The sequence below is a fragment of the Brevundimonas sp. 'scallop' genome, from assembly GCF_011045535.1.
Classification (GTDB): domain Bacteria; phylum Pseudomonadota; class Alphaproteobacteria; order Caulobacterales; family Caulobacteraceae; genus Brevundimonas; species Brevundimonas vesicularis.
The window spans coordinates 469,908-493,143 of record NZ_CP039382.1 but is presented as its reverse complement, the minus strand read 5'-3'; the positions used below and the strand labels follow the sequence as shown (position 1 = coordinate 493,143).

At 64.9% G+C, this 23,236-nt stretch carries 19 protein-coding genes; 10 read left to right on the top strand and 9 right to left on the bottom strand.

Annotated elements, in window-relative coordinates:
• Window position 1: 1 nt before the first annotated feature.
• The 3 genes from E4341_RS02360 to putA form a co-directional block, all read right to left on the bottom strand.
• Window positions 2-759 (bottom strand): IS5 family transposase gene (locus E4341_RS02360; RefSeq protein WP_156796487.1). Its coding sequence is split into 2 segments (ribosomal slippage): window positions 2-438 and window positions 438-759, totalling 759 coding nucleotides; the frame shifts between segments, so codons are not numbered across the junction.
• A gap of 25 nt (window positions 760-784) precedes the next feature.
• Entirely contained in the window at window positions 785-1,090 is a 306-nt protein-coding gene (locus E4341_RS02355; RefSeq protein ID WP_165114870.1) for a hypothetical protein, read from the bottom strand.
• A gap of 247 nt (window positions 1,091-1,337) precedes the next feature.
• Window positions 1,338-4,469 (bottom strand): bifunctional proline dehydrogenase/L-glutamate gamma-semialdehyde dehydrogenase PutA, encoded by a 3,132-nt coding sequence (gene putA / locus E4341_RS02350; RefSeq protein WP_165114868.1) that lies wholly within the window; start codon window positions 4,467-4,469, stop codon window positions 1,338-1,340.
• A 109-nt stretch (window positions 4,470-4,578) separates the two neighbouring features.
• Between putA and E4341_RS02345 the strand changes: the two genes are divergently transcribed.
• The 7 genes from E4341_RS02345 to E4341_RS02315 all read left to right on the top strand — a co-directional run bounded on the left by E4341_RS02345 (window position 4,579) and on the right by E4341_RS02315 (window position 11,882).
• Window positions 4,579-5,040 carry an Lrp/AsnC ligand binding domain-containing protein gene (locus E4341_RS02345; RefSeq protein ID WP_039243792.1) on the top strand — a complete coding sequence of 154 codons (462 nt, stop codon included), beginning with the start codon at window positions 4,579-4,581 and terminating at the stop codon, window positions 5,038-5,040.
• Between the two features lie 113 nt (window positions 5,041-5,153).
• Window positions 5,154-7,370 carry an AGE family epimerase/isomerase gene (locus E4341_RS02340; protein ID WP_240893601.1) on the top strand — a complete coding sequence of 739 codons (2,217 nt, stop codon included), beginning with the start codon at window positions 5,154-5,156 and terminating at the stop codon, window positions 7,368-7,370.
• 92 nt (window positions 7,371-7,462) lie between these two features.
• The gene (locus tag E4341_RS02335; RefSeq protein WP_165114866.1) at window positions 7,463-8,548 is read left to right on the top strand and encodes a glycosyltransferase family 1 protein; all 1,086 of its coding nucleotides are present in this window, start codon (window positions 7,463-7,465) and stop codon (window positions 8,546-8,548) included.
• A 40-nt stretch (window positions 8,549-8,588) separates the two neighbouring features.
• Window positions 8,589-10,088 carry a phosphomannomutase/phosphoglucomutase gene (locus E4341_RS02330; protein WP_165114864.1) on the top strand — a complete coding sequence of 500 codons (1,500 nt, stop codon included), beginning with the start codon at window positions 8,589-8,591 and terminating at the stop codon, window positions 10,086-10,088.
• A 69-nt stretch (window positions 10,089-10,157) separates the two neighbouring features.
• Complete coding sequence (locus tag E4341_RS02325) at window positions 10,158-10,418, top strand: hypothetical protein (protein ID WP_066628951.1); 261 nt, start codon at window positions 10,158-10,160, stop codon at window positions 10,416-10,418.
• Window positions 10,418-11,161, top strand: a complete 744-nt coding sequence (locus tag E4341_RS02320) for a Crp/Fnr family transcriptional regulator (RefSeq protein WP_165114862.1) — start codon at window positions 10,418-10,420, stop codon at window positions 11,159-11,161. Before E4341_RS02325 ends, E4341_RS02320 begins: the two co-directional genes overlap by 1 nt.
• A 52-nt stretch (window positions 11,162-11,213) precedes the next feature.
• Window positions 11,214-11,882: a Crp/Fnr family transcriptional regulator gene (locus tag E4341_RS02315; RefSeq protein ID WP_165114860.1), complete on the top strand. Its 669-nt coding sequence runs from the start codon at window positions 11,214-11,216 to the stop codon at window positions 11,880-11,882.
• On the opposite strand, the gene glmS is transcribed toward E4341_RS02315, so the two are convergent.
• Window positions 11,843-13,657: a glutamine--fructose-6-phosphate transaminase (isomerizing) gene (glmS, locus tag E4341_RS02310; RefSeq protein WP_165114858.1), complete on the bottom strand. Its 1,815-nt coding sequence runs from the start codon at window positions 13,655-13,657 to the stop codon at window positions 11,843-11,845. The genes E4341_RS02315 and glmS overlap by 40 nt on opposite strands.
• Window positions 13,658-13,818: 161 nt before the next feature.
• On the opposite strand from glmS, the gene glmM reads away from it, so the two are divergent.
• On the top strand, window positions 13,819-15,165 hold the full coding sequence (glmM, locus tag E4341_RS02305) for a phosphoglucosamine mutase (protein ID WP_165114856.1): 1,347 nt from the start codon (window positions 13,819-13,821) through the stop codon (window positions 15,163-15,165).
• Here glmM and E4341_RS02300 read toward each other — a convergent pair.
• Window positions 15,162-15,623: a hypothetical protein gene (locus E4341_RS02300; protein WP_165114854.1), complete on the bottom strand. Its 462-nt coding sequence runs from the start codon at window positions 15,621-15,623 to the stop codon at window positions 15,162-15,164. The two genes, glmM and E4341_RS02300, sit on opposite strands and share 4 nt — an antisense overlap.
• Before the next feature lie 64 nt (window positions 15,624-15,687).
• Complete coding sequence (rph, locus tag E4341_RS02295) at window positions 15,688-16,413, bottom strand: ribonuclease PH (protein WP_055754224.1); 726 nt, start codon at window positions 16,411-16,413, stop codon at window positions 15,688-15,690.
• Window positions 16,414-16,479: 66 nt separating this feature from the next.
• On the opposite strand from rph, the gene hrcA reads away from it, so the two are divergent.
• Entirely contained in the window at window positions 16,480-17,574 is a 1,095-nt protein-coding gene (gene hrcA / locus E4341_RS02290; RefSeq protein ID WP_055754458.1) for a heat-inducible transcriptional repressor HrcA, read from the top strand.
• Window positions 17,575-17,618: 44 nt separating this feature from the next.
• A complete protein-coding gene (gene grpE / locus E4341_RS02285) occupies window positions 17,619-18,206 on the top strand; it encodes a nucleotide exchange factor GrpE (RefSeq protein ID WP_370458476.1) in 588 nt (195 codons plus the stop codon).
• 24 nt (window positions 18,207-18,230) lie between these two features.
• On the opposite strand, the gene E4341_RS02280 is transcribed toward grpE, so the two are convergent.
• From E4341_RS02280 to purH, 3 genes are all read right to left on the bottom strand, one after another.
• Window positions 18,231-20,273: a S8 family peptidase gene (locus tag E4341_RS02280; protein ID WP_165114850.1), complete on the bottom strand. Its 2,043-nt coding sequence runs from the start codon at window positions 20,271-20,273 to the stop codon at window positions 18,231-18,233.
• Window positions 20,274-20,567: 294 nt separating this feature from the next.
• Window positions 20,568-21,467, bottom strand: a complete 900-nt coding sequence (locus E4341_RS02275) for a dienelactone hydrolase family protein (RefSeq protein WP_165114848.1) — start codon at window positions 21,465-21,467, stop codon at window positions 20,568-20,570.
• Window positions 21,468-21,612: 145 nt separating this feature from the next.
• Window positions 21,613-23,217 carry a bifunctional phosphoribosylaminoimidazolecarboxamide formyltransferase/IMP cyclohydrolase gene (gene purH, locus E4341_RS02270; RefSeq protein WP_165114846.1) on the bottom strand — a complete coding sequence of 535 codons (1,605 nt, stop codon included), beginning with the start codon at window positions 23,215-23,217 and terminating at the stop codon, window positions 21,613-21,615.
• Window positions 23,218-23,236 lie beyond the last annotated feature (19 nt).

Here is a 23,236-nt window from a genome sequence, read left to right as displayed (position 1 = left end):
CTCATAGCCAGAATAGCACTGTAGCGGCGAGGGCGATGGCGGACAGGAAGACGGTCGGGCACCGATCGTAGCGGGTGGCGACGCGACGCCAGTCCTTGAGCCGGCCGAACATGATTTCGATGCGGTTTCGGCTTTTGTACCGGCGCTTGTCGTAACGGATAGGCGCGGTCCGGGATTTTCGACCGGGGATGCAGGGCGTGATGCCCTTGGCCTCCAAAGCGTCCCTGAACCAGTCTGCGTCATAGCCCCGGTCGCCCAGCAGCCATTGGGCCTTGGGAAGGCTGTCCAGCAGGGCCGCAGCACCGGTGTAGTCGCTGACCTGGCCTGCCGTCATGAACAGGCTGATGGGGCGTCCGTTCGCATCGGTTACGGCGTGAAGCTTGGTGTTCATGCCGCCTTTGGTGCGTCCGATGAGCCGCCCAAGACCCCCTTTTTTACCGCGAGGCTCGAAGCCGTACGGTGCGCCTTGAGATAGGTCGCGTCGATCATGAGGGTGCGCCGTTCGGCCTGAGCGCCGGACAGTCCCTCCATCATCCGGATGAAGATCCCGGCCTCGCTCCAACGCTTCCAGCGGTTGTACAGCGTCTTGTGTGGGCCATAGACCGGCGGCGCGTCACGCCAGCGAAGCCCGTTGCGGTTGACGAAGATGATCCCGCTCAACACCCGACGATCATCCACCCTGGGCTTGCCGTGGCTCTTGGGGAAGTGCGGCTGCAGCCGCGCCATCTGCTCGTCCGTCAGCCAATAGAGGTCGCTCATATCCAGTCTCCTTACAGAGCCTGAATCAGATCGAGCACATCACATCAATGGGTCCTGAGCCTAGAGCCTCCAATGAATCGAGGAAGCCATCTTGGTCAACACCACTCCAGTCCCGTTCCGGCTCCACGTCAGAAAAGAAGTGATTGTAGTACATGCGGAAAAATGGCGTAAATCCATTTTCGTCCGCTAGTTGAGAAGGGATTGATCGGCTGCAGATAGCAACAACATCATCAAAGCTATCCTTGAAGGCCTGCGAAAAATACTTCAACGCCGCTACATTATGACCGATCTCCTGAAAACATACCGGATCACAAACCAACAGACGCGTCAAATCAGGCTCCAAGCGATAGGCAAACATTTACCGCTGCGTTCGAAGTATAGCTTATCTGCGACGTTCAAGGACATCAAGCGCAGACGCATGACCTCACAGGACACCTTGGACTGGGCCTCACAACAAAGACCTATGGTTTAGTCCATCTCGTCGGACTGGAGGATTATCGACATTGGGGTTCGGCAATTGCCAGCCTCCTCGGCCTCACCCCTTACAGATGCAACTAAGGTTCACTCTTGGCGAGTGGCTACAGATTTAATAACGCTGGATCCCCGCCCTGCGCGGCGATGTTCACGCTGATCGCCTTCTCGGCCGCGTAGCGGATCAGGCTGTTGGGGCCGCCCGCCTTGGGACCGGTGCCTGACAGGCCTTCGCCACCGAACGGCTGCACTCCGACCACCGCGCCGGTGATCGAACGGTTGACGTAGACGTTGCCGGCGGGGACCAGGTCGACGACTTGGGCGGCGAAGGCTTCGATGCGGCTGTGAACGCCCAGGGTCAGGCCGTAGCCGCGGGCGGCCAGCTTGCCGGCGACCGACTTCAGATCGGACGGGGCGTAGCGATAGATGTGCAGGATCGGGCCGAAGACCTCGCGTTCGAGGAAGTCGGGCGTCGGGATTTCGGCGATGGTGGGGGCGAACAAATCCCCTTTGTCGGCACACAGCGGCAGGTCGGCGCGGGCGATGATTTTCGCTTCTTTCGACAGACGCTCCACGTGGGCTTCCAGGGCGCGGCGCGATTCCGGGTCGATCACCGGGCCGATGTCGGTCTTGGGATCGGCGGGGTCAGCGACGGTCTGGACGGCCAAGGCGCCCTTCAGTCCCTCGATCAGGGCGTCGGCGGAATCCCTGGGCACATAGAGGACGCGCAGCGCCGAGCAGCGCTGGCCGGCGGAGCCGAAGGCCGACTGGATCACGTCGTCGATGACCTGTTCCTTCAGCGCCGTGGTGTCGATGAACATGCCGTTCAGGCCGCCGGTCTCGGCGATGAAAGGGATGATGGCGCCGGGACGGGCGGCGATGGCGCGGTTGATGGCGGCGGCCGTGTCGGTGCCGCCGGTGAAGGCGACGCCGTCGATGCCCGGATGGGTGACCAGCGCCGCGCCAACCGTCTCGCCACGCCCGGGGACCAGGGCCAGCAGGTCGGGGTTCAGGCCGGCCTTGTGATAGAGGCGTACGGCCTCGGCGGCGATCAGCGGCGTCTGTTCGGCGGGCTTGGCCAGCACGGCGTTGCCGGCGGCGAGCGCTGCGGCGATCTGGCCGGTGAAGATGGCAAGGGGGAAATTCCACGGCGAGATGCAGGCGAAGACGCCGCGTCCGAGCAGGAACAGCTGGTTGGTCTCGCCGGTCGGCCCCTTCAGGGTCTCGGGGGCGGTGAAGTCGCGTTCGGCAAGCAGGGCGTAATAGCGGCAGAAGTCGGCGGCCTCGCGCACCTCGGCGACGCCGTCGTTCAGGGTCTTGCCCGCCTCGCGGCTGAGCAGGGCGACCAGCCGATCCAGATCGGCTTCCAGTGCATCGGCCATGGCGCGCAGGACGATGGCGCGTTTGGCGCCGCCCTGGCGGTCCCATTTGACCTGAGCCTCGGCGGCGGCCTGGACGGCGGCGTCGATGTCACCCGCCTCAGCTTCCGAGACGTGGCCCAGCACCTGCGAGCGGTCGAACGGATTGGTCACGGCCTGGGCATCGACGCCGGCGCGCAGCTTGCCGCCGATGATCGGGCCGCTGGTCAACTTCTCGCGGTCGATCAGTTCCAGCGCCTTGGCGTGGGCTTCACGGTCGGCGGCCTGAGAGTAATCGCGGCCGAGGGAGTTCTGACGATCGCCGTACATGTCTTTCGGAACCGGAATCTTGGGGTGACGGTCGGGCGCCTGCTCGACCAGGGAGATGGGATCGGCCGCGACGGCCGAGGCGGGCACGCGCTCGTCCAGAAGGGCGTGGACGAAGGAGGAGTTGGCGCCGTTTTCAAGCAGGCGACGCACCAGATAGGGCAGCAGTTCTTCGTGCCCGCCGACAGGGGCGTAGGCGCGGACGATGACGACTTCGTCGTCCCAGGCTTCGTGAGCGGCGTCGTAAAGCGCCTCGCCCATGCCATGCAGCCGCTGGTGCTCGACCGTGACGCCGTGATCACGCGCCATGCGCCGCACGGCCGCCAGCGTATGGGCGTTGTGGCTGGCGAACTGGGAATAGATGGCCGGCGCAGCCTCGATCATCGCCTTGGCGCAGACCAGATAGTTCAGGTCGGTCGCCGCCTTTGTCGTATAGACAGGGTAGTCGGTGCGGCCGAACACCTGGGCGCGCTTGATCTCGGTGTCCCAATAGGCGCCCTTGACCAGGCGCACCATCAGACGGCGGCCGGAGCGGCGGGCGAGGTCGGCGACGCGTTCGATCGTCTCCAGACCGCGCTTCTGATAGGCCTGAACCGCCAAACCCAGGCCGGTCCAGCCGCCCAACGATGGCTCGTGCGCCAGTCGGTCCAGCAGCTTGAGCGACAGGGCCAGACGGTCCGCCTCCTCGGCGTCCATCGTATAGTTGATGTCGTATTTCGCCGCGATCTGAGCCAAGCGCAGGATGCGGGGATACAGGGTCGCCCAGACGTCATCCTCGTGCGTCGCCTCATAGCGGGGGGACAGGGCCGACAGTTTCACCGAGACGCCGTGGCCGTGCTCCGGCCCCTGACCTTTTGACGTCTTGCCCACCGCCTCGATGGCGTCGGCGTAGATCTTCTCATAACGGCCGGCGTCGGCCATGGTCCGGGCGCCCTCGCCCAGCATGTCGAAGCTGCACAGCCAGCCTTCCTTGTTCGACCGCTTCAGCGCGCCCTGGATGGTGCGGCCGACGACGAACTGCTCGCCCATGATCTTGACGGCGGTGGCCACGGCCTGACGGATGACCGGCTCGCCCAGACGACCGGCGATCCGCTTGAGGAAGCCGGGCAGATCGGTGCGCGCCTCGTCGTCCACATCGACCAGCTTGCCGGTCAGCATCAGACCCCAGGTCGAGGCGTTGACGAATAGGCTGTCGGACTGACCCAGGTGGGCAGCCCAGTCGGCCGAGCCGATCTTCTCGGCGATCAAGCGGTCGCGGGTGTCCTCGTCCGGCACCCGCAGCAGGGCTTCGGCCAGACACATCAGGGCCAGACCTTCGCGGGTCCCAAGCGAGAATTGCTGCAGGAAGCTTTCGACGACGCCCTGCTTCTTCTGGCTGCGACGCGCGTGTTCGACCAGGGTCGTCGCCTCAGCGACCACATCCGCCCGTTCGGTCGCATCCAGGGGCATGCGCGCCAGATTGGCGGCGACGGCCTCACGCTCGTCTCGGAACTTGTGCGCATCCAGACCGTCCCAGGCGGCCAGGCTCGAAGGCAGGAGGGCGGGCGTGGTCATTGGCGACAGATCCTGTGGATTTCAGCCATATATGCCGGAGTTCATTGAAGGTGCTTCGTATGATACAAACCTGAGCCGAAGATCGTTCGGCATACTGCCCAGATTTCCGATGATCGATATCGACGCCGTCGACCGCCGCATCCTGCGGGTGCTTCAGACCGACGCCCGCATCTCCAACGCCGAACTGGCGCGACGCTGCAACCTGTCCCCCGCCGCCTGTTTCGAACGGGTCAAACGGCTGCGCGAAAAAAAGATCATCACCGGCTACGCCGCCATGATCGACCCGGCTCAGGTCGGTCGGGATCTGCTGATCTTCGTCGAGGTCCTGCTGGACCGCACCACCGGCGACGTCTTCGAAGCCTTCGCCGCCGCCGTCCGCAGCCAGCCGGAGGTGCTGGAATGCCACATGGTCGCCGGCGGCTTCGACTATCTGATCAAGGCTCGCGTCGGTGATATGGACGCCTACCGCGCCTTTCTGGGCGACGTTCTAGTGCGGATGCCAGGCGTCCGCGAAACTCGCACATATGCGGTGCTGGAAGAGGTGAAATCGACGACGGTCTTGCCGTTGTAACTGGAAGCGTCAAACCAAGTGACGGGTCGCGCAACTCTGGCGCATTCAACACGTGACGCGACAGCAAAGCTCGCGTAGTAGGCGGTTCGGTCAAGAAATGGCAGCTTAAGAATATGGCAACGCTTTACCCGGTCATCATGTGCGGCGGTTCAGGTACGCGTTTGTGGCCTGCGTCACGGCCTTCCCTGCCGAAGCAATTCATCCCGCTGGCAGGAAACCGATCACTGTTTCAAGAGACGGCCGAACGCGTGGTGTCTTTGGCGGCGGGAGCTGATCTCATCGTCGTCGCCGGACTATCGCATCGCGATGCCATTCAGTCCCAACTTGACGAGATCGGGATATCGGCAACCATAATCTTGGAACCTGAAGGTCGGGATTCTGCAGCCGCCATGGCCGCTGCCGCCCTGTGGACGACCCGCAGGGATCCTGACGCGGTCAATCTGTTTGTCGCTTCTGATCACTACGTCCCGCACGGAGAAGAGTTCAGGGACGCGGTTCGCGAGGCCGTTGTCGGCGCTGAAGCCGGACGTATCGTCACCTTGGGTGTGGTGCCGACCGAACCGTCGTCGGCCTACGGATATATTGCGCCTGAAGGCCCTGGCTTGTCGGCAGTCGCCGCTTTTGTTGAAAAGCCCGACGCTACGACGGCGCAGCGCTATATCTCCGAGGGGTACCTCTGGAACAGCGGCAACTTCATCGTCCAGTCCACGGTCCTCGTTCAAGAGATAACAGAGCGCGCCGCCGCTGTGGCGGAAGCTGTTGAGAGCGCATTGAAGAGCGCCGTGCAGCATGACGCATACATCCTCCTGGGCTCGGAGTTTAAACTGGCTCCGAAAATCTCGATAGATTACGCGGTGATGGAGAAAACCAGTCTCGCCGCAGTGCTGCCGGTACGTTTCGCTTGGACCGACCTCGGCGCGTGGGATTCCGTGCACGCGTCGGGCGAGGGCAATGTCGGCCTGCATGTCTTGGAGGACTCAGAGGGCTGTCTGATCAGGGCCTGCGATGGCGTAATGGTCGCCGCAATCGGCTTGCGGGATGTCGGCATTGTCGTAGAACGCGACGCGGTCTTGGTGACCGATCTGAGAAAAAGCCAAGATGTGAAGAAGGTTGTGGATCGCCTTCGAAACCTCTCTCCTCAACATTTGGACTTTCCGCCCCTTCCGGAACCGGAAGGGTTGAAGGACGGTGCGGTCAGGTTGACGAACTGGTTGCGGCAGGCCGCGCTGCCGGTTTGGTCCGGCTTGGGCCAGGACGCCACAGGGGCTTTTGAAGAAGTTCTGGCGCTCGACGGCCGCCACGTCTCGGCGCCGCGCCGCGCCCGTGTCCAGGCGAGGCAGTTGCAGGTCTATGCGGAAGCAGGATTGCAGGGCTGGCAGGGCCCATGGAAGCCGGTGATTTCAAAGGGTCTTGAGCGGCTTAGGTCACTCTACCTGCGTCCTGACGGGCTGATGCGGACGCTTCTTGCAGCCGACGGCTCGCCGATGGACGAGACCGCGATGGTTTATGATCAAGCGTTCTTGATCTTCGCTCTCGCCCGCGCGTCGGTCGCAACCGGCGACCCTGCGCTGGAAGTCGATGCAGCTGCAGTGAGAGAGGAAATACTTAAGCGGGCGGATGCTGTCGGCGGCGTAATGGAAAGCGGGGCCCACCCCTATCAATCAAACGCGCACATGCACCTGTTGGAGTCCGCCCTCGCCTGGGAAGAAGCAAACGGCGACGCGACATGGGGGCGTCTCGCTGACCGCATCGTAGACCTCGCTCGAACCCGATTCATTGACCCCGAGTCCGGATACCTGCTGGAGTTCTTCCAGAAAGACTGGTCTGCGGCTGCAGGAGAAGACGGGCGCTTGGTCGAACCGGGACATCAGTTTGAGTGGGCTTGGCTATTTGCACGGCATGGCCGCAACAGGCGCGATGAATCCGTCGTTGCGGACGCCTGGAGACTGTATGAGGCGGGCCTGAAGGGTATCGACAGGAAGCGCAATATCGCCATAGACGCCATGAACACCGACGGGAGCGTGAGGAGCGGCAGATCCAGGCTCTGGCCCCAAACCGAATGGCTCAAAGCCTCTCTTATACTGGCGTCGTTAAGTGACGACGGCAGACGCGCTCAATGTTTGGAACAGGCCGCCAATGCGCAGCGTGCGCTTTGGAAATATCTCACGCCGCAAGGACTTTGGCACGACAAGCTCCTTGCCACTGGCGAGTTCATCGACGAGCCAGCTCCTGCCAGTTCCTTCTATCACATCATGGCCGCTTATGTTCAGGCGAAAGAAACCTTGACCGTAATAGAGCCTGATATAGCTCCACCCTTGCGGCTGCTATAGGAGCCTTGGACATCGGAGACTGTCTCGCCTTCGTCATTCGAACCGTCTAGAAGTTCCGCCCTTACTCAACGGCTCAGGGTCCGCCCGCCTCAATGCGCATCGTTCTGGCCACCGACGCCTGGGAACCTCAGGTCAATGGCGTCGTCCGCACCTTGACGCGCACGGTCGCGGAATGCCGCGGCATGGGTCATGAGGTCGAGGTCATCGAACCTAGTCTGTTCAAGACCATCCCCTGCCCCACCTATCCGGAGATCCGGCTGGCGCTCGGGGCGGAAGAAGAGATCCGCGAGATGCTGCGGGCCTTCGAACCCGAGGCCGTGCACATCGCCACCGAGGGTCCGATCGGCATCGCCACGCGGCGCATCTGCGTGGAATGGAAGCTGCCGTTCACGACCAGCTATCACACCAAATTCCCCGAATATGTCTCGGCGCGTTTCCCGATCCCGGTTCAGGTCGGCTACGCCTATATGAAGTGGTTTCACAAGCCGTCGGGACGTCTGATGGTGGCGACGCCGACCCTGCGCGACGAACTGGTCGAGCACGGATTTAAGAACGTCTCTCCCTGGTCGCGGGGCGTGGACACGGATGTGTTCAATCCCAACCTGGAGCGCATCTACGACGAACTTGGCGGCAAGGACTGGCCGCGGCCCTTCTTCCTGAACGTCGGTCGTGTGGCGGTCGAGAAGAACATCGAGGCCTTCCTGCAACTTGACCTGCCCGGCACCAAGATTGTCGTCGGCGATGGCCCGGCCCGCGCCGAGCTAGAAGAGAAGTATTCGGATGCCAAGTTCCTCGGCGCCAAATTCGGCGACGATCTGGCCCGCTGTTTCCGCGATGCCGACGTCTTCGTCTTCCCCAGCTGGACCGACACCTTCGGCCTGGTGATTCTGGAAGCCATGGCCGCCGGCACGCCGGTCGCGGCCTATCCGGCTCACGGCCCGATCGACATCATTCCGGGATCGAACGCAGGCGCAATCGACAAGGACCTCAGGAGCGCCTGCATGAAATGCCTTGAGCTGGATCGCAAGGCTGTGCGCGCCTATGCGGAAAAGTTCAGCTGGCGCGCCTCGGCCGAGCAGTTCGTCGAGAACCTGCAACCCTATCCCGAACCCGAGCGCGGACGGTTCTGGCGGCGCCTGCGCCGCATCGCCCGCATCCGCAAGCGCGCGGCCGCCTGATCGGTCGGCAATCCAACTGAAACAACCAAGGACTACCACCATGCTCAAGCCCCGTCAGGACCTGAAGCCGAACACGGCCGCTTATGAAACCCAGGCCTTGGTTAAGCCCACCGGGTTCCGTGAATACGATGCGCGTTGGATTCTGGAAAAAGAGATCAACCTCCTCGGCATCCAGGCCTTGGGTCTCGGCCTGGCCACCTATGTCCATGAGATCGGCGTGGCGCCCAAGATCGTCACCGGACATGATTTCCGAGGCTACAGCCTCAGCGTCAAACAGGCTTTGATTCTGGGCTTGCTGGAAGGCGGGATGGAGGTATTGGACGTAGGCTTGGCCCTGTCGCCCATGGCCTATTTCGGTCAGTTCGAGCTGGACGCGCCTTGCGTCGCCATGGTCACCGCAAGTCACAACGAGAACGGCTGGACCGGCGTGAAGATGGGGGCAAACAAGCCTCTGACCTTTGGCCCGGTGGAAATGGGCCGCCTGAAAGAAATCGTGCTGAACGGCGAGGGCGTGGCCCGCCCCGGCGGCAAGCTGGTGCGCATCGATGACTTCCGCGAAACCTATGTCGCCGACGTGGCCTCCAAGGTGCAGATCAAGCGTCCCTTGAAGGTCGTCTGCGCCTGCGGCAACGGCACGGCTGGCGCCTTCGCCCCCGACGCCTTGCGCCGGATGGGCGTCGAGGTGATCGAGATGGACACCGACCTCGACTACACTTTCCCCAAATATAATCCGAACCCGGAAGATCACGCCATGCTGGTGCAGATGGCTCAGCGGGTGCGTGAGACGGGCGCAGATCTCGCCCTTGGCTTCGACGGCGACGGCGACCGTTGCGGCGTTGTGGACGACACGGGCGAGGAGATCTTCGCCGACAAGATCGGCCTGATGCTGGCCCGCGACCTGTCCAAGGTCTATCCGGACAGCACCTTCGTGGTCGATGTGAAATCGACCGGCCTCTATAAGACCGATGAGGTGCTCAAGGCGAACGGCGCCGAGGTCGTCTATTGGAAGACGGGCCACTCCTACATCAAGCGCAAGACCGCCGAACTGGGCGCCCTGGCCGGCTTCGAAAAATCGGGCCACTTCTTCATGGCCGGCGATCTAGGCCACGGCTACGACGACGGGCTGGTCGCAGCCGGGGCCGTTCTGGCCATGCTGGATCGCAATCCAGGTAAAAAGCTCAGCGAACTGAAGTCGGCCCTTCCAGACGCCTGGACCAGCTTGACCATGTCGCCCCACTGCGACGACGAGCTGAAGTATGGCGTGCTGGAACGGATCGTGAAGGAATACTCCGATCTGGCCGACGCCGGTGGCGAAATCCTGGGCCGCAAGATCATCGAGGCCATCACCGTCAACGGCGTTCGCGTGCATCTGGAAGACGGCTCATGGGTCTTGGTCCGTGCCTCGTCCAATAAGCCGGAATTGGTCGTGGTGGTCGAGAGCATGCGATCCGAAGACGATATGCGCGATCTGTTCCGCAAGGAGATCAAGCCGCGCCTGGCCGCCTATCCTGAAATCGGCGCCTTCAACCAGGAAATCTGAAAGATCACAGCGGACTGAACCAATCGCGCCCGTGACCGCTTCCCTTTCGGCTGAGGCCAGGAGGGAAGATTGCCGCGTTACTTTTTCCATACCCAGAACGGAGATTGCATCCGCGACGATCAGGGCGAGGAACTGAGGAGCGTTGATGCGGCGCGCGAGGAAGCCGTCGCCGTGCTGGGCGAAATCCTGCGCTATCGGGGCGCATCGTTCTGGACGACCCGCGCCTTCAGCGTCATCGTCACGGACACCGAGGGTCGAACGGTCGTCAGCGTCACGGCCTCCGCATCCGATCAGGCGCCCGAGGGCTGGACATTGACGGGGGACGCGTGATGACCAAGGCTGGCAGCGCCTCAAAAATCACCACGCTGGTCGATAAGTTGTCGCTCCGGGACCGGCTCAATCCCGAAGAAATAGAGGCGTTACGCGCTGTCCTCGATGCGCCCAAAACCGTCTCCGCCGGATGCGATATCGTGCGCGAGCACACCCGCCCGCTTCACAGCACCCTTCTGATTTCAGGCTTTTCGGCCCGTTATTCCACTCTGGAAGATGGGGCGCGTCAGATCACCGAGATCAATGTGTCGGGCGACTTCATCGACCTGCACAGCCTGTTGATGAAGCAGATGGATCACGGCGTCGTCGCCCTGACCGACTGCGTGATCGCAGAGGCGCCGCACAGCGGCTTGATCGATATCACCGAACGACATCCACACCTGGGCCGACTGCTTTGGCTGGACACCATCATCGACGCCGCCATCCATCGACAATGGCTGGTAGCCATGGGCCGACGGAGCGGTCTGGGCCATCTGGCGCATCTGGTGTGCGAGCTTTACCTTCGCCTCCAGGCCGTCGGACAGACGGGTGATCTGTCATTCGATCTTCCCCTGACGCAAACGTCGCTGGGTGACGCGCTCGGCCTCTCGACCGTCCATGTCAGCCGTCTGATTTCCGAGCTCCGCAGCGAGGGGGTCGTCGCCTGGGCGGGTGGGCGGATCGATATTCTCGACTGGCGCCGCTTGGCCGAGATCGCTGAATTCGACCCCACCTATCTGCGCTTGCAATCAGAGCCCGTCTGATCGCTTAACGCATGTTATCGCACACACCGGCGATCGGCCGTCTAGACGGGGCATGTCCCAGTCGAACCTCGCGCACGCTCTGTTGTCTGCCCTCGCAGTTCAGGGCCTGGACGAAGGCGACGCGTTCTTCGCCGAGGCTGGTGCGCGAACCTCAACCACACAGAATGGCGAAGCCGTCGTCACGCTGATTTTGTCCGGCGTTTTGGCGCGGATCGGGCTCGACGGCGCTCTGTCGCATGGGCTGGCGTCCAGCGACGACGTGATCAACTTCGACGCTGTATTAGGTGGGGGTGGGCCAGAGTCGGCCGTTTGGTTGACGACCGGACGATACCTGACCGTCTCCGCTCGCAAGCTGGCGCAAAAGATCGATCGCGACAGTCTGGTCGAGTTGGCGCTGATTGATCTTCGCCGTCGCAACATCGCCCTTCAGGCTGAGCTTTCGCGCCACGCCACATTAAAAGTCAGCCAGCGCCTGGCCGCCCTATTGCTCGACGTCCACGACCGAAATGGAGGCGACGTCCTCGCTCTGCGTCAAACAGAGCTGTCGCAGCTGATGGCTGTGCGACGCGCCAGCATATCGACCGCCTGCACCGAACTGTGCGCCGCCGGCGCCGTGCGGCTGCGGCGCGGCGCGATCCAGATCACCGATGCAGAGGCCCTGCGGCGGATGACGGACGAGGCCTATTCGACCGTGACGGATTTTGCCAGGTTGCGGGGCTGATCCACGTCAGTGCCCTTCTGCACGGCGGTGTAATAGGCCAGCAGCTGCACCGGCACGGCATAGACCAGAGGCGCGATCAGCGGATGGCAGTCGGGGGCGTGGATGCGGCGAATGCCGGCGCCGTGCGGATCGGGTGCCTTTTCCGGCGCGATCATGATGACCGGGCCGCCCCGTGCGGCGACCTCCTGCAGGTTGGACGCGGTCTTTTCGAACACATCGTCAAGCGGAGCCAGGGCGATGGTCGGGGTCTCTTCGTCGATCAGGGCGATGGGGCCGTGTTTCAACTCTCCGGCGGCAAAGCCCTCGGCGTGGATATAGCTGATCTCCTTCAGCTTCAGCGCGCCTTCCATCGCCAGCGGGAACATGGCCCCGCGCCCCAGGAACAGGACGTCGTCCGCCTTTGACAGATCGTGGGTCACGGCGCGGATGCTGTCGCCCATCGTCAGGGCCTCGGCGATCAGGCGCGGGCTTTCGAACAGAGCCTTGACCAGTTCGGCCTCGTGAGCCGCATCGATCCGGCCGCGCGCCACGCCCGCCGCCACGGCCAGAGCCAAGAGCGCGGCAACCTGGGCGGTGAAGGCCTTGGTCGAGGCGACGCCGATCTCGGGTCCGGCATGGGTGGGCCACAGGACGGCGGCTTCGCGCGCCATCGAGGATGAGTGAACATTGACGACAGCGGCGGTCTGCAACCCCTGCGTCTTGCACCAGGTCAGGCTGGCCAGGGTGTCGGCCGTCTCGCCCGACTGGCTGACGGCGACCGCCAGGGTAGATTTCGAGACGGCCGGCGAGCGATAGCGGAACTCCGACGCGATCTCGACGTCGCAGGGCAGGCCCGCCAGCTTCTCGAAGGCGTAACGGCCGATCTGGCCGGCGTAGAAGGCGGTGCCGCAGGCGACGATCTGGAGGCGGTCGATGGCGGCGAAATCGACGGGATTGGTCTTGGCCTTGCCGGTCACCAGGTCGAGATATTCCGACAGGGTGTGCTGGACGCTGTCGGGCTGTTCATGGATTTCCTTCTCCATGAAGTGGCGATATTCGCCCTTCTCGACCATGGCCGATGAGGCCGAGACCTGGACGATGGCGCGTTCGACCGGCTTGCCCGCCACGTCGAACATCTGGGCGCCGGCCTTGGTCACGGCGACGTAATCGCCCTCTTCCAGATAGGAAATCTTCTGCGTGAACGGACCGACGGCCAGCGCGTCCGAGCCCAGATACATTTCGTCCTCGCCCCAGCCGACCACCAAGGGGCTGCCGCGTCGCGCGCCCAGGATCAGGTCGTCCGTCCCGTCGATCAGCACCGCCAGCGCATAGGCGCCGGTCAGGCGATCCAGAGTGGTCTTGAACGCCTCCAGCGGCGCGCGACCCGTATTCAATTCGGCGTCCAGCAGGTGGGCGATGACCTCGGTGTCGGTCTGGCTTTCAAAGACATGGCCTTCGGCGGCCAGCTCGGCTTTCAGCTCGGCGAAGTTTTCGATGATGCCGTTATGGACCAGGGTGACACGACCGGCCTTGTGTGGGTGGGCGTTGGCGGTCGTGGGCGCGCCGTGCGTGGCCCAGCGGGTATGGCCGATGCCGACCGTCGCGGTCATCGGCTCCTCGACCAGAACGGCCTCCAGATTGCGGATCTTTCCTTTGGCGCGGCGGCGCTCGACCGAGCCGTCCACGACGGCGGCGACGCCGGCGGAATCATAGCCGCGGTACTCCAGCCGTTTCAGGCTGTCGATCAGCCGGGGAACGACAGGACCATTGCCGGTGACGCCGATGATGCCGCACATGAGCGAAGGCTCCGAGAAATCAGGAAAAGGGCGCCGCTTTGCACTGGCGGCGATCCGGGGCTAAGCCACAGATCAAGCCCCATCGGCCGTCTATGCAATCTTAAGGCGGACCGCATCAAAAAAGGGGTTTCGGAACGTTACCCGAAACAAAGGACCGCACCTTGGGCGACAGAAAATATTTCGGCACCGACGGCATTCGCGGCCGCGCCAACACCTATCCGATGACGGCCGAGGTCGCGCTGCGCGTGGGTCTGGCCGCAGGGAAACTGTTCCGCACCGACGACGACCGCCGCCATCTTGTGGTGATCGGCAAGGACACGCGCCTGTCCGGCTATACGATCGAGCCAGCCCTGGTCGCCGGTTTCGCTTCGGTCGGAATGGACGTGCGCACCTTCGGTCCCGTCCCGACGCCCGGCGTGGCCATGCTGACCCGGTCGATGCGCGCCGATCTGGGCGTGATGATCTCGGCCTCGCACAACAACTATGCCGACAACGGCATCAAGCTGTTCGGGCCGGACGGCTACAAACTCTCGGACGAGATCGAGCTGAAGATCGAGGCCATGATGGACCAGGGTCTGGACCAAGGCCTGGCGCCGTCGAACAAGCTAGGCCGGGTCAAACGCATCGACGACGCCCAGGCCCGCTATATCGAGATCGCCAAACAGGCCTTCCCCAAGCGGCTAACGCTGCAAGGGCTGCGTATCGCCGTCGATTGCGCCAACGGCGCCGGCTACAAGGTCGCGCCCACCACCCTGTTCGAACTGGGCGCCGAAGTCTTCCCCGTGGGCGTGACCCCGAACGGCACCAACATCAACGCCGAGTGCGGCTCGACCCATCCGGCGACCCTGGCCGATGCGGTCAAACGCTACCGCGCCGATATCGGCATCGCCCTGGACGGCGACGCCGACCGACTGATCATCTGCGACGAGACGGGTCGGGTCGTGGACGGCGATCAGATCATGGCCTTGGTCGGCCTGGACTGGGCTAGGCGCGGCCTCCTGACCGGCGGGGGCGTGGTGGCCACCGTCATGTCCAACCTGGGGCTGGAGCGCAAACTCAAGTCCGAAGGCCTGACGCTGGAGCGGACCAAGGTCGGCGACCGCTATGTCATGGAAAGGATGCGCGAAGGCGGCTTCAACATCGGCGGCGAACAGTCGGGCCACATCATCCTGCACGACCACGCCACGACCGGCGACGGCCTGATGGCGGCGCTGCAGGTGCTGGCCGTCCTGGTCGAATCCGGCAAGCCGATGAGCGAACTGGCCCGCCAGTTCGATCCCGTTCCGCAAAAGCTGGAGAACGTTCGCTTCACCGCCGACAAGCCGCTGGAAACCGACACGGTCAAGGCCGCCATCGCCGAGGCCGAGGCGGCGCTGAACGGCTCGGGCCGCCTGCTGGTGCGGCCATCGGGCACGGAAAAACTGATCCGCGTCATGGCCGAGGGCGACGACGAGGCGCTGGTGAAGCGGGTGGTGGCCGATGTGGCGGGCGCGGTGCGCTCAGCCTAAGGCTTGCACGCCGCCGGCGGGTCGCCGTCGCGTGCCCACAGTTTGCAGGACCGGTCGATCTCCCCCTGGATGAGGTCGCAGGGGTTGGCGGCGTTGCAGGGCGGGCGGGTCGCCGGGCTGACCTGAATGCAGCGCTCGACCAGCCGGGCCGAGGCGGCGGCGCCTATGGCGTCGCGGCAAGGAACCTCGCTGACCGGCACCGGCTGAGCGGGCATGTCCGGTCCTTCGGGAATGCTGGCCTCGGGGTCCTCGGCCGGTTTGGCGGCTTCCTTCTCCGCAGCCGCCGGCTTGGCGGGCGGGGCAGGCGGCGGAGCGTCCGGCGCCAATGGAACCGCGTCGATGACGTTGCTGCTTGCCGCCGTGTCTCCGGACCCAGGCTGATCGGCTGGATCAGCGCGCTGACATCCGGCCATCAACACAACGCAGGCGGCCATCGAAAGCCAGGGGGATCGACGCATCGACTTGTCTCCGGTCAGGACTGACCGGACGAGGATGCCCGTCCGCGCCCCGAGGTGAAACCCCCTATCGCTTCACCGCCGCCAAGGCCGCTTTCTGCAGGGCGAACAGTTCGGTGCAGCCGATCTCGGCTAGCGAAAACAGCCGGTCGAACTCGGCGCGCGAGAAGCCGCGCTTCTCGCCGGTGGCCTGGACCTCGACGATCTGGCCGGAGCCGGTCAGGACGAAGTTCGAATCCGCCTCGGCCTCGGAATCCTCTTCGTAATCCAGGTCCAGCACCGGCACGCCGTCGCAGACGCCGCACGATACGGCCGCCACCTGATCCGTGATCGGGTCGGCCTTAAGCACGCCCTCGTCGCGCAGATAGTTCAGGGCCAGGCTCATGGCGACCCAGGCGCCGGTGATCGACGCCGTGCGGGTGCCGCCGTCGGCCTGGATGACGTCGCAATCGATCAGCACCTGACGTTCGCCGAGCGCCTTGAGGTCCACCACGGCGCGCAGGGAGCGGCCGATCAATCGCTGGATCTCTTGCGTGCGGCCCGACTGTTTGCCGGCGGCGGCTTCACGACGCCCGCGCGTGTGGGTGGCGCGGGGCAGCATGCCGTATTCAGCGGTCACCCATCCCTGGCCCGTGTTGCGCATCCAGCCCGGCACCTTGTCCTCGATCGAGGCGGTCACCAGCACCTTGGTGTTGCCGAAGCTGATCAGGCACGAACCCTCGGCATAGCGGTTGACGCCGGTCTCGATGGTCACGGGACGCAGTTGATCGTCGGTGCGTTGCGAATGGCGCATGGGAGGGATCCTTGGAAGTCTGACCTTGGAAGCTGTCGCGGCGGTGCTTATCCTGAAACCGTGAGCCTGTATGCCCCGAAAAACCCGCCGTTCGACGCCGGCCAGTCCCTCGCGGGACTGGCGGGGCTGGATGCGCGGGCGCGCGACATCTTCCGTCGCATCGTGGAAAGCTATCTGGAGACAGGCGAGCCGGTCGGGTCGCGGACTTTGTCGCTGGGCGGCATCGCCCTGTCGCCTGCCTCGATCCGCAACACCATGCAGGATCTTACCCTCGCGGGCCTGCTGGCGGCGCCCCACACCTCGGCCGGGCGCATCCCGACCCATGCAGGCCTTCGCCTGTTCGTCGACGGCCTGCTGGAAGTCGGCGACCTGACCAAGGAAGAGCGTCGCGAGATCGACGGGCGGCTCGCCGGACGCGGCCGGAACTTCGAGTCCGCCTTGGACGAGGCCTCGAACCTGCTGTCAGGCCTGGCCGGCGGCGCGGGCGTCGTATCGAGCCCGGTCCGTGATTCCGGCGTCAAACATGTCGAGTTCGTCGCCCTGGGCGGCGATCAGGCCCTGGCGGTCATCGTCGCTGACGACGGCACGGTCGAAAACCGCATCATGACCCTGTCGGCAGGCGTCACGCCTTCGACTCTTGTCGAGGCCTCCAACTTTCTGAACGCCCGCCTGCGCGGCCGCCCTTTCGCCGACGCCAAGCGGGAGATGACCCAGGAGTTGGAAATCGCACGGCGTGAACTGGACCAGACCGCCGCCCGCCTGGTCGAGGACGGATTCGCTGCGTGGTCCGGCGGCCAGGATCGCGAGCGCGCCCTGATTGTGCGGGGCCGCGCCAACCTGCTTCAGGACCGGGAAGGCTTGGCCGATCTGGAGCGGGTCCGCGTCCTTTTCGATGATCTGGAGCAGAAGGAACAGCTGATCGGCCTGCTGGACGGCGTCGATGCGGCGCAGGGCGTACGCATTTTCATCGGCGCCGAGACACGGTTGTTTTCACTTTCGGGTTCCGCCGTGATCGCGGCGCCCTATATGAGCGGCCGACAGCGGGTTCTTGGCGCCATCGGCGTCATAGGCCCCGCACGACTGAACTACGCCCGTGTCATTCCGTTGGTGGACTATACCGCCCGGGTGCTGGGCCGGATGCTGGACGGGAACGACAAGTGAGCGACAAGCCCCTTAACGACGAACTAAACGCCGTGGACGCCGACATGGCCGAAACCAACGCCGAACACGGCCTGGACGCTCATCCGTCAGACGATCTGGCGCCGCTGGACGCCGTGATCGCCGAGCGTGACGAATGGAAGGACCGCGCCCTGCGCGTCGCCGCCGAGATGGAGAATCTGAAGCGCCGTTCGGAAACGCAGCAGAATGACGCCCGCGCCTTCGCCATCCAGCGCTTCGCCAAGGACCTGCTGGGCGTCGCCGACAATCTGGAACGCGCCCTGATGGCTGCGCCCAAGGACGCCGAGGGCGCGACCGCCGGTCTGGTGACCGGGTTGGAACTGACGCAGAAGGCCCTGCTGCAAGCCTTCGACGCCAACGGCCTGAAGCGCGTCGCGCCCCAGGCCGGCGAGGCCTTCAATCCGCATCTCCACCAGGCGATGATGGAACAGCCGTCCGAGACCGTGCCCGGCGGATCGGTGATCCAGACCATGCAGTCCGGTTTTGAACTGTTCGGCCGCACCGTGCGCCCCGCCATGGTGGTCGTCGCCGCCAAGGGATCCGGCACCCAAACTCCCAACCCCTATGGCGCCGCCCCCGTCGCCGACGGTCAGGCCTTCGACGGCAAGGCCTGATCCGCGGCCTTCAGGCGGCGTCGGTCAGAACTGACGCCGCCAGGCTCCGATCAAGGCGAACTCCGGCGGCGCGTCTGCGACATGGCGCGGCGCGCGGCTGGCGACCGCTTGCAGCGTCATGCTGGACCCATCCCACAGCCGACGTTCGCCACCGAGGATAAAGTCGATCTGGCGGCCGCTGGGCGTCGCCGAGAAGCTGCGGCGCGAATAGGTCAGCGGATCGAAATATTCGACAGGAACATCCGCCAGCATGGCCGAGAAGGTTCCGCGCTCGATCCTGAGCGGCTGAGCCAGGGTCAAGCTGATCCGGTCACAGATCATCGAACAGCCCGTCAAGAGCCCCAGCCGCCAATTCGAACTGATCGCCGCCTGATCCATCGACAGGAACCGACCCTCAATCCGCGTAGACCCCATCCCCGCCTCGCCGATCAGGCTCAGGCCCGGCCGCAGGGTCCAGTCGCCACCCAACGAATAGAAGCTGGTCCGTGACGGCAGGGCGAAGTCGGACCCACCCGGCAGGAAGGCGCCCAAGGGTCCGAGACGTTCATCCAGGGCGCCGACGCTGAACGACAGACCGCCCTCCGCTCCGCGCCATCCGATCGCCGCGCGACTATAGGTCGAGGCGTCCTGCTCGACACGACGCAGCGGCATCCGGCGATCGCCGCCTCCGCTTTCGCCCGAGACCGTCACCGCGCCGAACCGCAGGGCGCCCCGCACTGCGTGGTCGGCCTGGGCCAAGGCGGCGAAACCGTCGCCCGCCGCGCCGTTGAACGGCGATGTCGCCCCGCCCTTTCCTTGCCAGACCGAAAAATTCATACGGCCTGTGGAGACGTCAAGCATCGCCTCCTGACGCGGCTCGTCCCCCATCCAGGGCGCATCATACAGATCGTGACGAGGCGTGATCGGGTCGGGTCGAGCGCTGGGTTGGGCCGCGATCAAGTTCAATTGACCGCCGCCCGGCAGAGCCAGGCTGGTTGTCGCCGTGGTATTCTGCTCGAACGGCGCCGCCTGATAGGATCGGCTCGGCGCAGTCGGATAGGCGCCGCCCAGTTGGACGGCGAACATCCGATCGTAGGCGTCGTAAAGCACCGTGTTCAGCGCCGTTTGGCGACCGAAAGCGTCTCCGAACGCCGCGCCGACGAAGCTGCCCGGTTCGCTCATGCTGACGATGGAGCTTCCGTCCGCCATCGGCGTCGAGGTCGTTCCGACCGGTCTGAACGCGCCGGCCATGTCCAGCAGGCCGCGCCCATAAACGATGTCCGTGCCGGGATCGCCGGCGTCGCGTGCGGTCGTCAGCAAGATATCCAGAGCGGCACGCGCCGACAGATTGGGGAAGGCCTGCATCAGCAAAGCGAGCGCGCCGGACACATGCGGCGCCGAGAAGGATGTGCCGTTGACGCGCCAACACGACGTGCCCTCGCACCCAGTGATCACATCCTCGCCCGGCGCAGAAATATAGCCGGCCGCCGTATCCCCTGCCCGGTTCGAGAAGCTGGACATCGCATCGGTCGCACCGTGCGATCCGACCGCGATGACGCTGCCAGCAAACCGGGGGTCGATGGCGTAACGCGCGGGCCAGCCCGGATTGGCGTTTCCGTCATTGCCCGATGAGGCCACGATCACGGCGCCCGAGTTGACCGCGCGCAACAGCGCCGACTCGAACGCCGAGCCCAGCCGCCCATCGCCGCCCAGCGACATGTTGATGATCTTGACGCCATTGGCGACGGCGTAGTCCAGCGCGCGCACCAGATCCGAACTGCTGAAACAGACCTCGGTATTCTTGTCCGTACAGTCAGAGATATCGGTGCGGATCGACAGGATGGTCGAATTGTACGCCACCCCGATCGTGCCGAACCCGTTGAAGTTCGAGGCGATCACGCCCGACACGCGCGTGCCGTGGCTGCTTGACGCCACATAGGGCGTATTGCGCCCCAGGACGATGTCCGTCGAGGCGCTGGAGATACGCCCCTCCAACTCTGGCAAGGTATTTGCAATGCCGGAGTCGACGACGGCGACGGTGACGCCGGCTCCAGTCGCCCCGGCCTGCCAAGCGGATTGGACCTTCATATTGGCCAGGCCGTAGTTCCGCAGATACTCGCTCGACGTGACCGAAGGAGGGGGCGGCGGCGGAGGCGGTGGTGGGGGCGGAGGTGGGGGAGGCGGCGGGGGTGGCGGGGGCGGAGGAACGGGGGGCGTGATCGTGCCGCCGCCGCCACCGCCTCCACCACCGCCTCCGCACGCTGCGAGAGGCAGAAACAGCAGGCCGATACCCAGGACGATCGCCCCGCGAAGCCGCAATCCGTTCACGCCCTACCCTCCCATACTCGGGCTGCTCCCCGCAGCCTTGGCACCAGTAACGCCCTAATTCTTTAACGCTTTATCGAACGTCGCCAGCAATTTGGACCAGCCGTCCTTGGCGTCTGCTTCCGAGTAGCTTGCGCGGTAGTCGGCGTGGAAGCCGTGCTGGGCGTCGGGATAGACGATGATCTGGCTGCCGGTCTGGCCGGCGCGCGCCAGGGCCTCGCGCATCCGTTCGACGCTGGCCAATGGGATGCCCTGATCCTTGCCGCCGTACAGGCCGAGCACGGGCGCCTTGAGATCGTCGGCGATGTCGACCGGCCAGGGTTGGCCCGATGAGATCTGAACCGGCGTGGCGTCTGCGGCGGGCGCCAGACGGCCGTACCAAGCCACGCCGGCGCCGATGGCGGCGAAGCGGGCCGCCGCCTGCCACACGACCTTGCCGCCCCAACAATAGCCTGTGATGCCGACCTTTCCGTCCTTGGACCACGACTGCTGGCTGGCCCATTCCAGCGTCGCTGACAGGTCGCCCATCACCTGCTCATAGTTGGCCGCCCCGACGATCTGCATGATCCGCTGCATGTCCGACAGCGGCGCGGGATCCTCGACCCGGACGAAGAAGGCCGGCGCAATGGCGGCGTATCCCTGCTTGGCCAGACGGCGGCAGATGTCGCGGATATATTCGTGGACGCCGAAGATCTCGGACACCACCACCACGACCGGGAACGGGCCGTCGCCCGCCGGCCGGGCGACATAGGCCGGAAGCTGGAACCCGTCCGGGGCGGCATAGGTCACGGTCTCGGTGGACAGACCCTCGGCGTCGGTCGTGATGGGCTTGGCTTCCTTGGCCAGGGCCGCGACCGCATAGCCGGAAAACAGCAAGCCCCCCAAGGCACCCAGGGTTCGACGGCTCAGTTTCAGGTCGTCGGCGGTCTGGCCTTCAGGGCGGATCAGCACGGTCATGGGACGCTCCAACGCGGGAAAGACGTCAGAGCATCACGGCTGACGGCAGTCGTCCAGTCACGATAAGGCGCGCTTTAAAGCGGGAAGAAGGGCGCTCAAGCAGTCCGATGCCGCGCGTCGAGCGTTAGCGCCCTTCCTTCCAAGATTAGTGCCTGAAGACCCGCACGCCGGTGAAGGCCATGGCGATGCCTTTCTCGTCGGCGGCGGCGATGACCTCGGCGTCTCGCATCGAGCCGCCGGGCTGGATCACCGCCGTGGCCCCGGCCGCGACGGCTTCCAGCAAGCCGTCGGCGAAGGGGAAGAAGGCTTCGGACGCGCAGGCCGACCCCTCGGCCAAGGACTGGGTCAGACCCTTGGCTTCTCCGGCTTCCTTTGCGCGAATAGCGGCGATGCGGGCGCTGTCGCGGCGGTTCATCTGGCCCGCGCCTATGCCGGCGGTCTGGCCGTCCTTGGCGTAGACGATGGCGTTGGACTTGACGTGTTTGGCCACGGTGAAGGCGAACAGCATGTCCTGGATCTCGGTCGGCGTCGGCTGGCGCTGGGTGACGATCTTCAGGTCCGACGGCTTGATCAGCGACCGGTCGCGGCTCTGGACCAGGAAGCCGCCGGCGACCGAGCGGAACACCTCGCCCGGCCCATGCGGATCGGGCAGGCCGTCGGTGATCAGCAGGCGCAGGTTCTTCTTGGCGGCGAAGACGGCCTTGGCCTCGTCGTCGGCGCCGGGGGCGATGACGACCTCGGTGAAGATGCCGGTGATGGCGCGGGCGTCATCGCCGTTCAGCGGACGGTTGACCGCGATCACGCCGCCGAAGGCCGAGACGGCGTCGCACTCCAGCGCGCGGGCATAGGCTTCGGACAGATCCTTGCCCACGGCCACGCCGCACGGGTTGGCGTGTTTGACGATGACGACGGCCGGCTGTTCAAACTCCGCGACCAGCTCATAGGCGGCGTCGGCGTCGGCGATGTTGTTGTAACCCAGTTCCTTGCCCTGAACCTGTTCTGCATAGGCCACGCCCGGACGACGCTCGCCGGTACGGTAGAAGGCGCCCGTCTGATGCGGGTTCTCGCCATAGCGCAGAGTCTGGGCCAGGGATCCGGCGATCGACTTGCGGGCCGGGGCGGCATCCTCGATTTGACCGGCAAACCAGCTGGAGACAGCGGCGTCATAGGCGGCGGTGCGGGCGAAGGCGCGGGCGGCCAGGCGTTTGCGCAGGGCCAGATCGGTCGAGCCTTCGGCTTTCAGCGCCTCAAGGATCAGGCCGATGCTCTCGCCGTCGACTGCGACGGCGACATAGCCGTGGTTCTTGGAGCCCGAGCGGATCATGGCCGGGCCGCCGATGTCGATATTCTCGACCGCCGCCTCGAACGCGCCGCCGGCCGCGACGGTGCTTTCAAACGGATAAAGGTCGATCCAGACGATATCGATGGCGCTGATGCCGTGGTCGCTCATGGCCTGGGCATGGTCGGCCGCGTCACGCACGCCCAACAGGCCGCCGTGAACGATGGGGTGCAGGGTCTTGACCCGGCCGTCCATCATCTCGGGGAAGCCCGTCAGATCGGCCACGTCCTTGACCGGCAGGCCCAGCTTCTCGATCGCCGCGCGCGTACCGCCGGTCGAGACCAGTTCGACGCCCAGATCGTGCAGGGTGCGGGCTGCGTCCCCCAGCCCGGCCTTGTCGGACAGGGAGATCAGGGCGCGTTGCGGCTTGACCCGATCAGGGGCGGGCGGAAAGTCGGGAGCGGCGGGCATGGGCGGCGTCCGTGATGGC

Excerpts from the sequence above, each read along its gene's own strand:
- glmS (WP_165114858.1), bottom strand. The coding sequence starts at position 13,657 with ATGTGCGGCATCATCGGCGTCACCGGCAATGGTCCTGTCGTTCCCCGG.
- putA (WP_165114868.1), bottom strand. The coding sequence starts at position 4,469 with ATGACCACGCCCGCCCTCCTGCCTTCGAGCCTGGCCGCCTGGGACGGT.
- E4341_RS02300 (WP_165114854.1), bottom strand. The coding sequence starts at position 15,623 with ATGCGTCGATCCCCCTGGCTTTCGATGGCCGCCTGCGTTGTGTTGATG.
- E4341_RS02315 (WP_165114860.1), top strand. The coding sequence starts at position 11,214 with ATGTCCCAGTCGAACCTCGCGCACGCTCTGTTGTCTGCCCTCGCAGTT.
- E4341_RS02280 (WP_165114850.1), bottom strand. The coding sequence starts at position 20,273 with ATGAAGGTCCAATCCGCTTGGCAGGCCGGGGCGACTGGAGCCGGCGTC.
- E4341_RS02335 (WP_165114866.1), top strand. The coding sequence starts at position 7,463 with ATGCGCATCGTTCTGGCCACCGACGCCTGGGAACCTCAGGTCAATGGC.
- grpE (WP_370458476.1), top strand. The coding sequence starts at position 17,619 with ATGGCCGAAACCAACGCCGAACACGGCCTGGACGCTCATCCGTCAGAC.
- E4341_RS02275 (WP_165114848.1), bottom strand. The coding sequence starts at position 21,467 with ATGACCGTGCTGATCCGCCCTGAAGGCCAGACCGCCGACGACCTGAAA.
- rph (WP_055754224.1), bottom strand. The coding sequence starts at position 16,413 with ATGCGCCATTCGCAACGCACCGACGATCAACTGCGTCCCGTGACCATC.
- E4341_RS02330 (WP_165114864.1), top strand. The coding sequence starts at position 8,589 with ATGCTCAAGCCCCGTCAGGACCTGAAGCCGAACACGGCCGCTTATGAA.
- E4341_RS02340 (WP_240893601.1), top strand. The coding sequence starts at position 5,154 with ATGGCAACGCTTTACCCGGTCATCATGTGCGGCGGTTCAGGTACGCGT.
- E4341_RS02320 (WP_165114862.1), top strand. The coding sequence starts at position 10,418 with ATGACCAAGGCTGGCAGCGCCTCAAAAATCACCACGCTGGTCGATAAG.
- purH (WP_165114846.1), bottom strand. The coding sequence starts at position 23,217 with ATGCCCGCCGCTCCCGACTTTCCGCCCGCCCCTGATCGGGTCAAGCCG.
- E4341_RS02345 (WP_039243792.1), top strand. The coding sequence starts at position 4,579 with ATGATCGATATCGACGCCGTCGACCGCCGCATCCTGCGGGTGCTTCAG.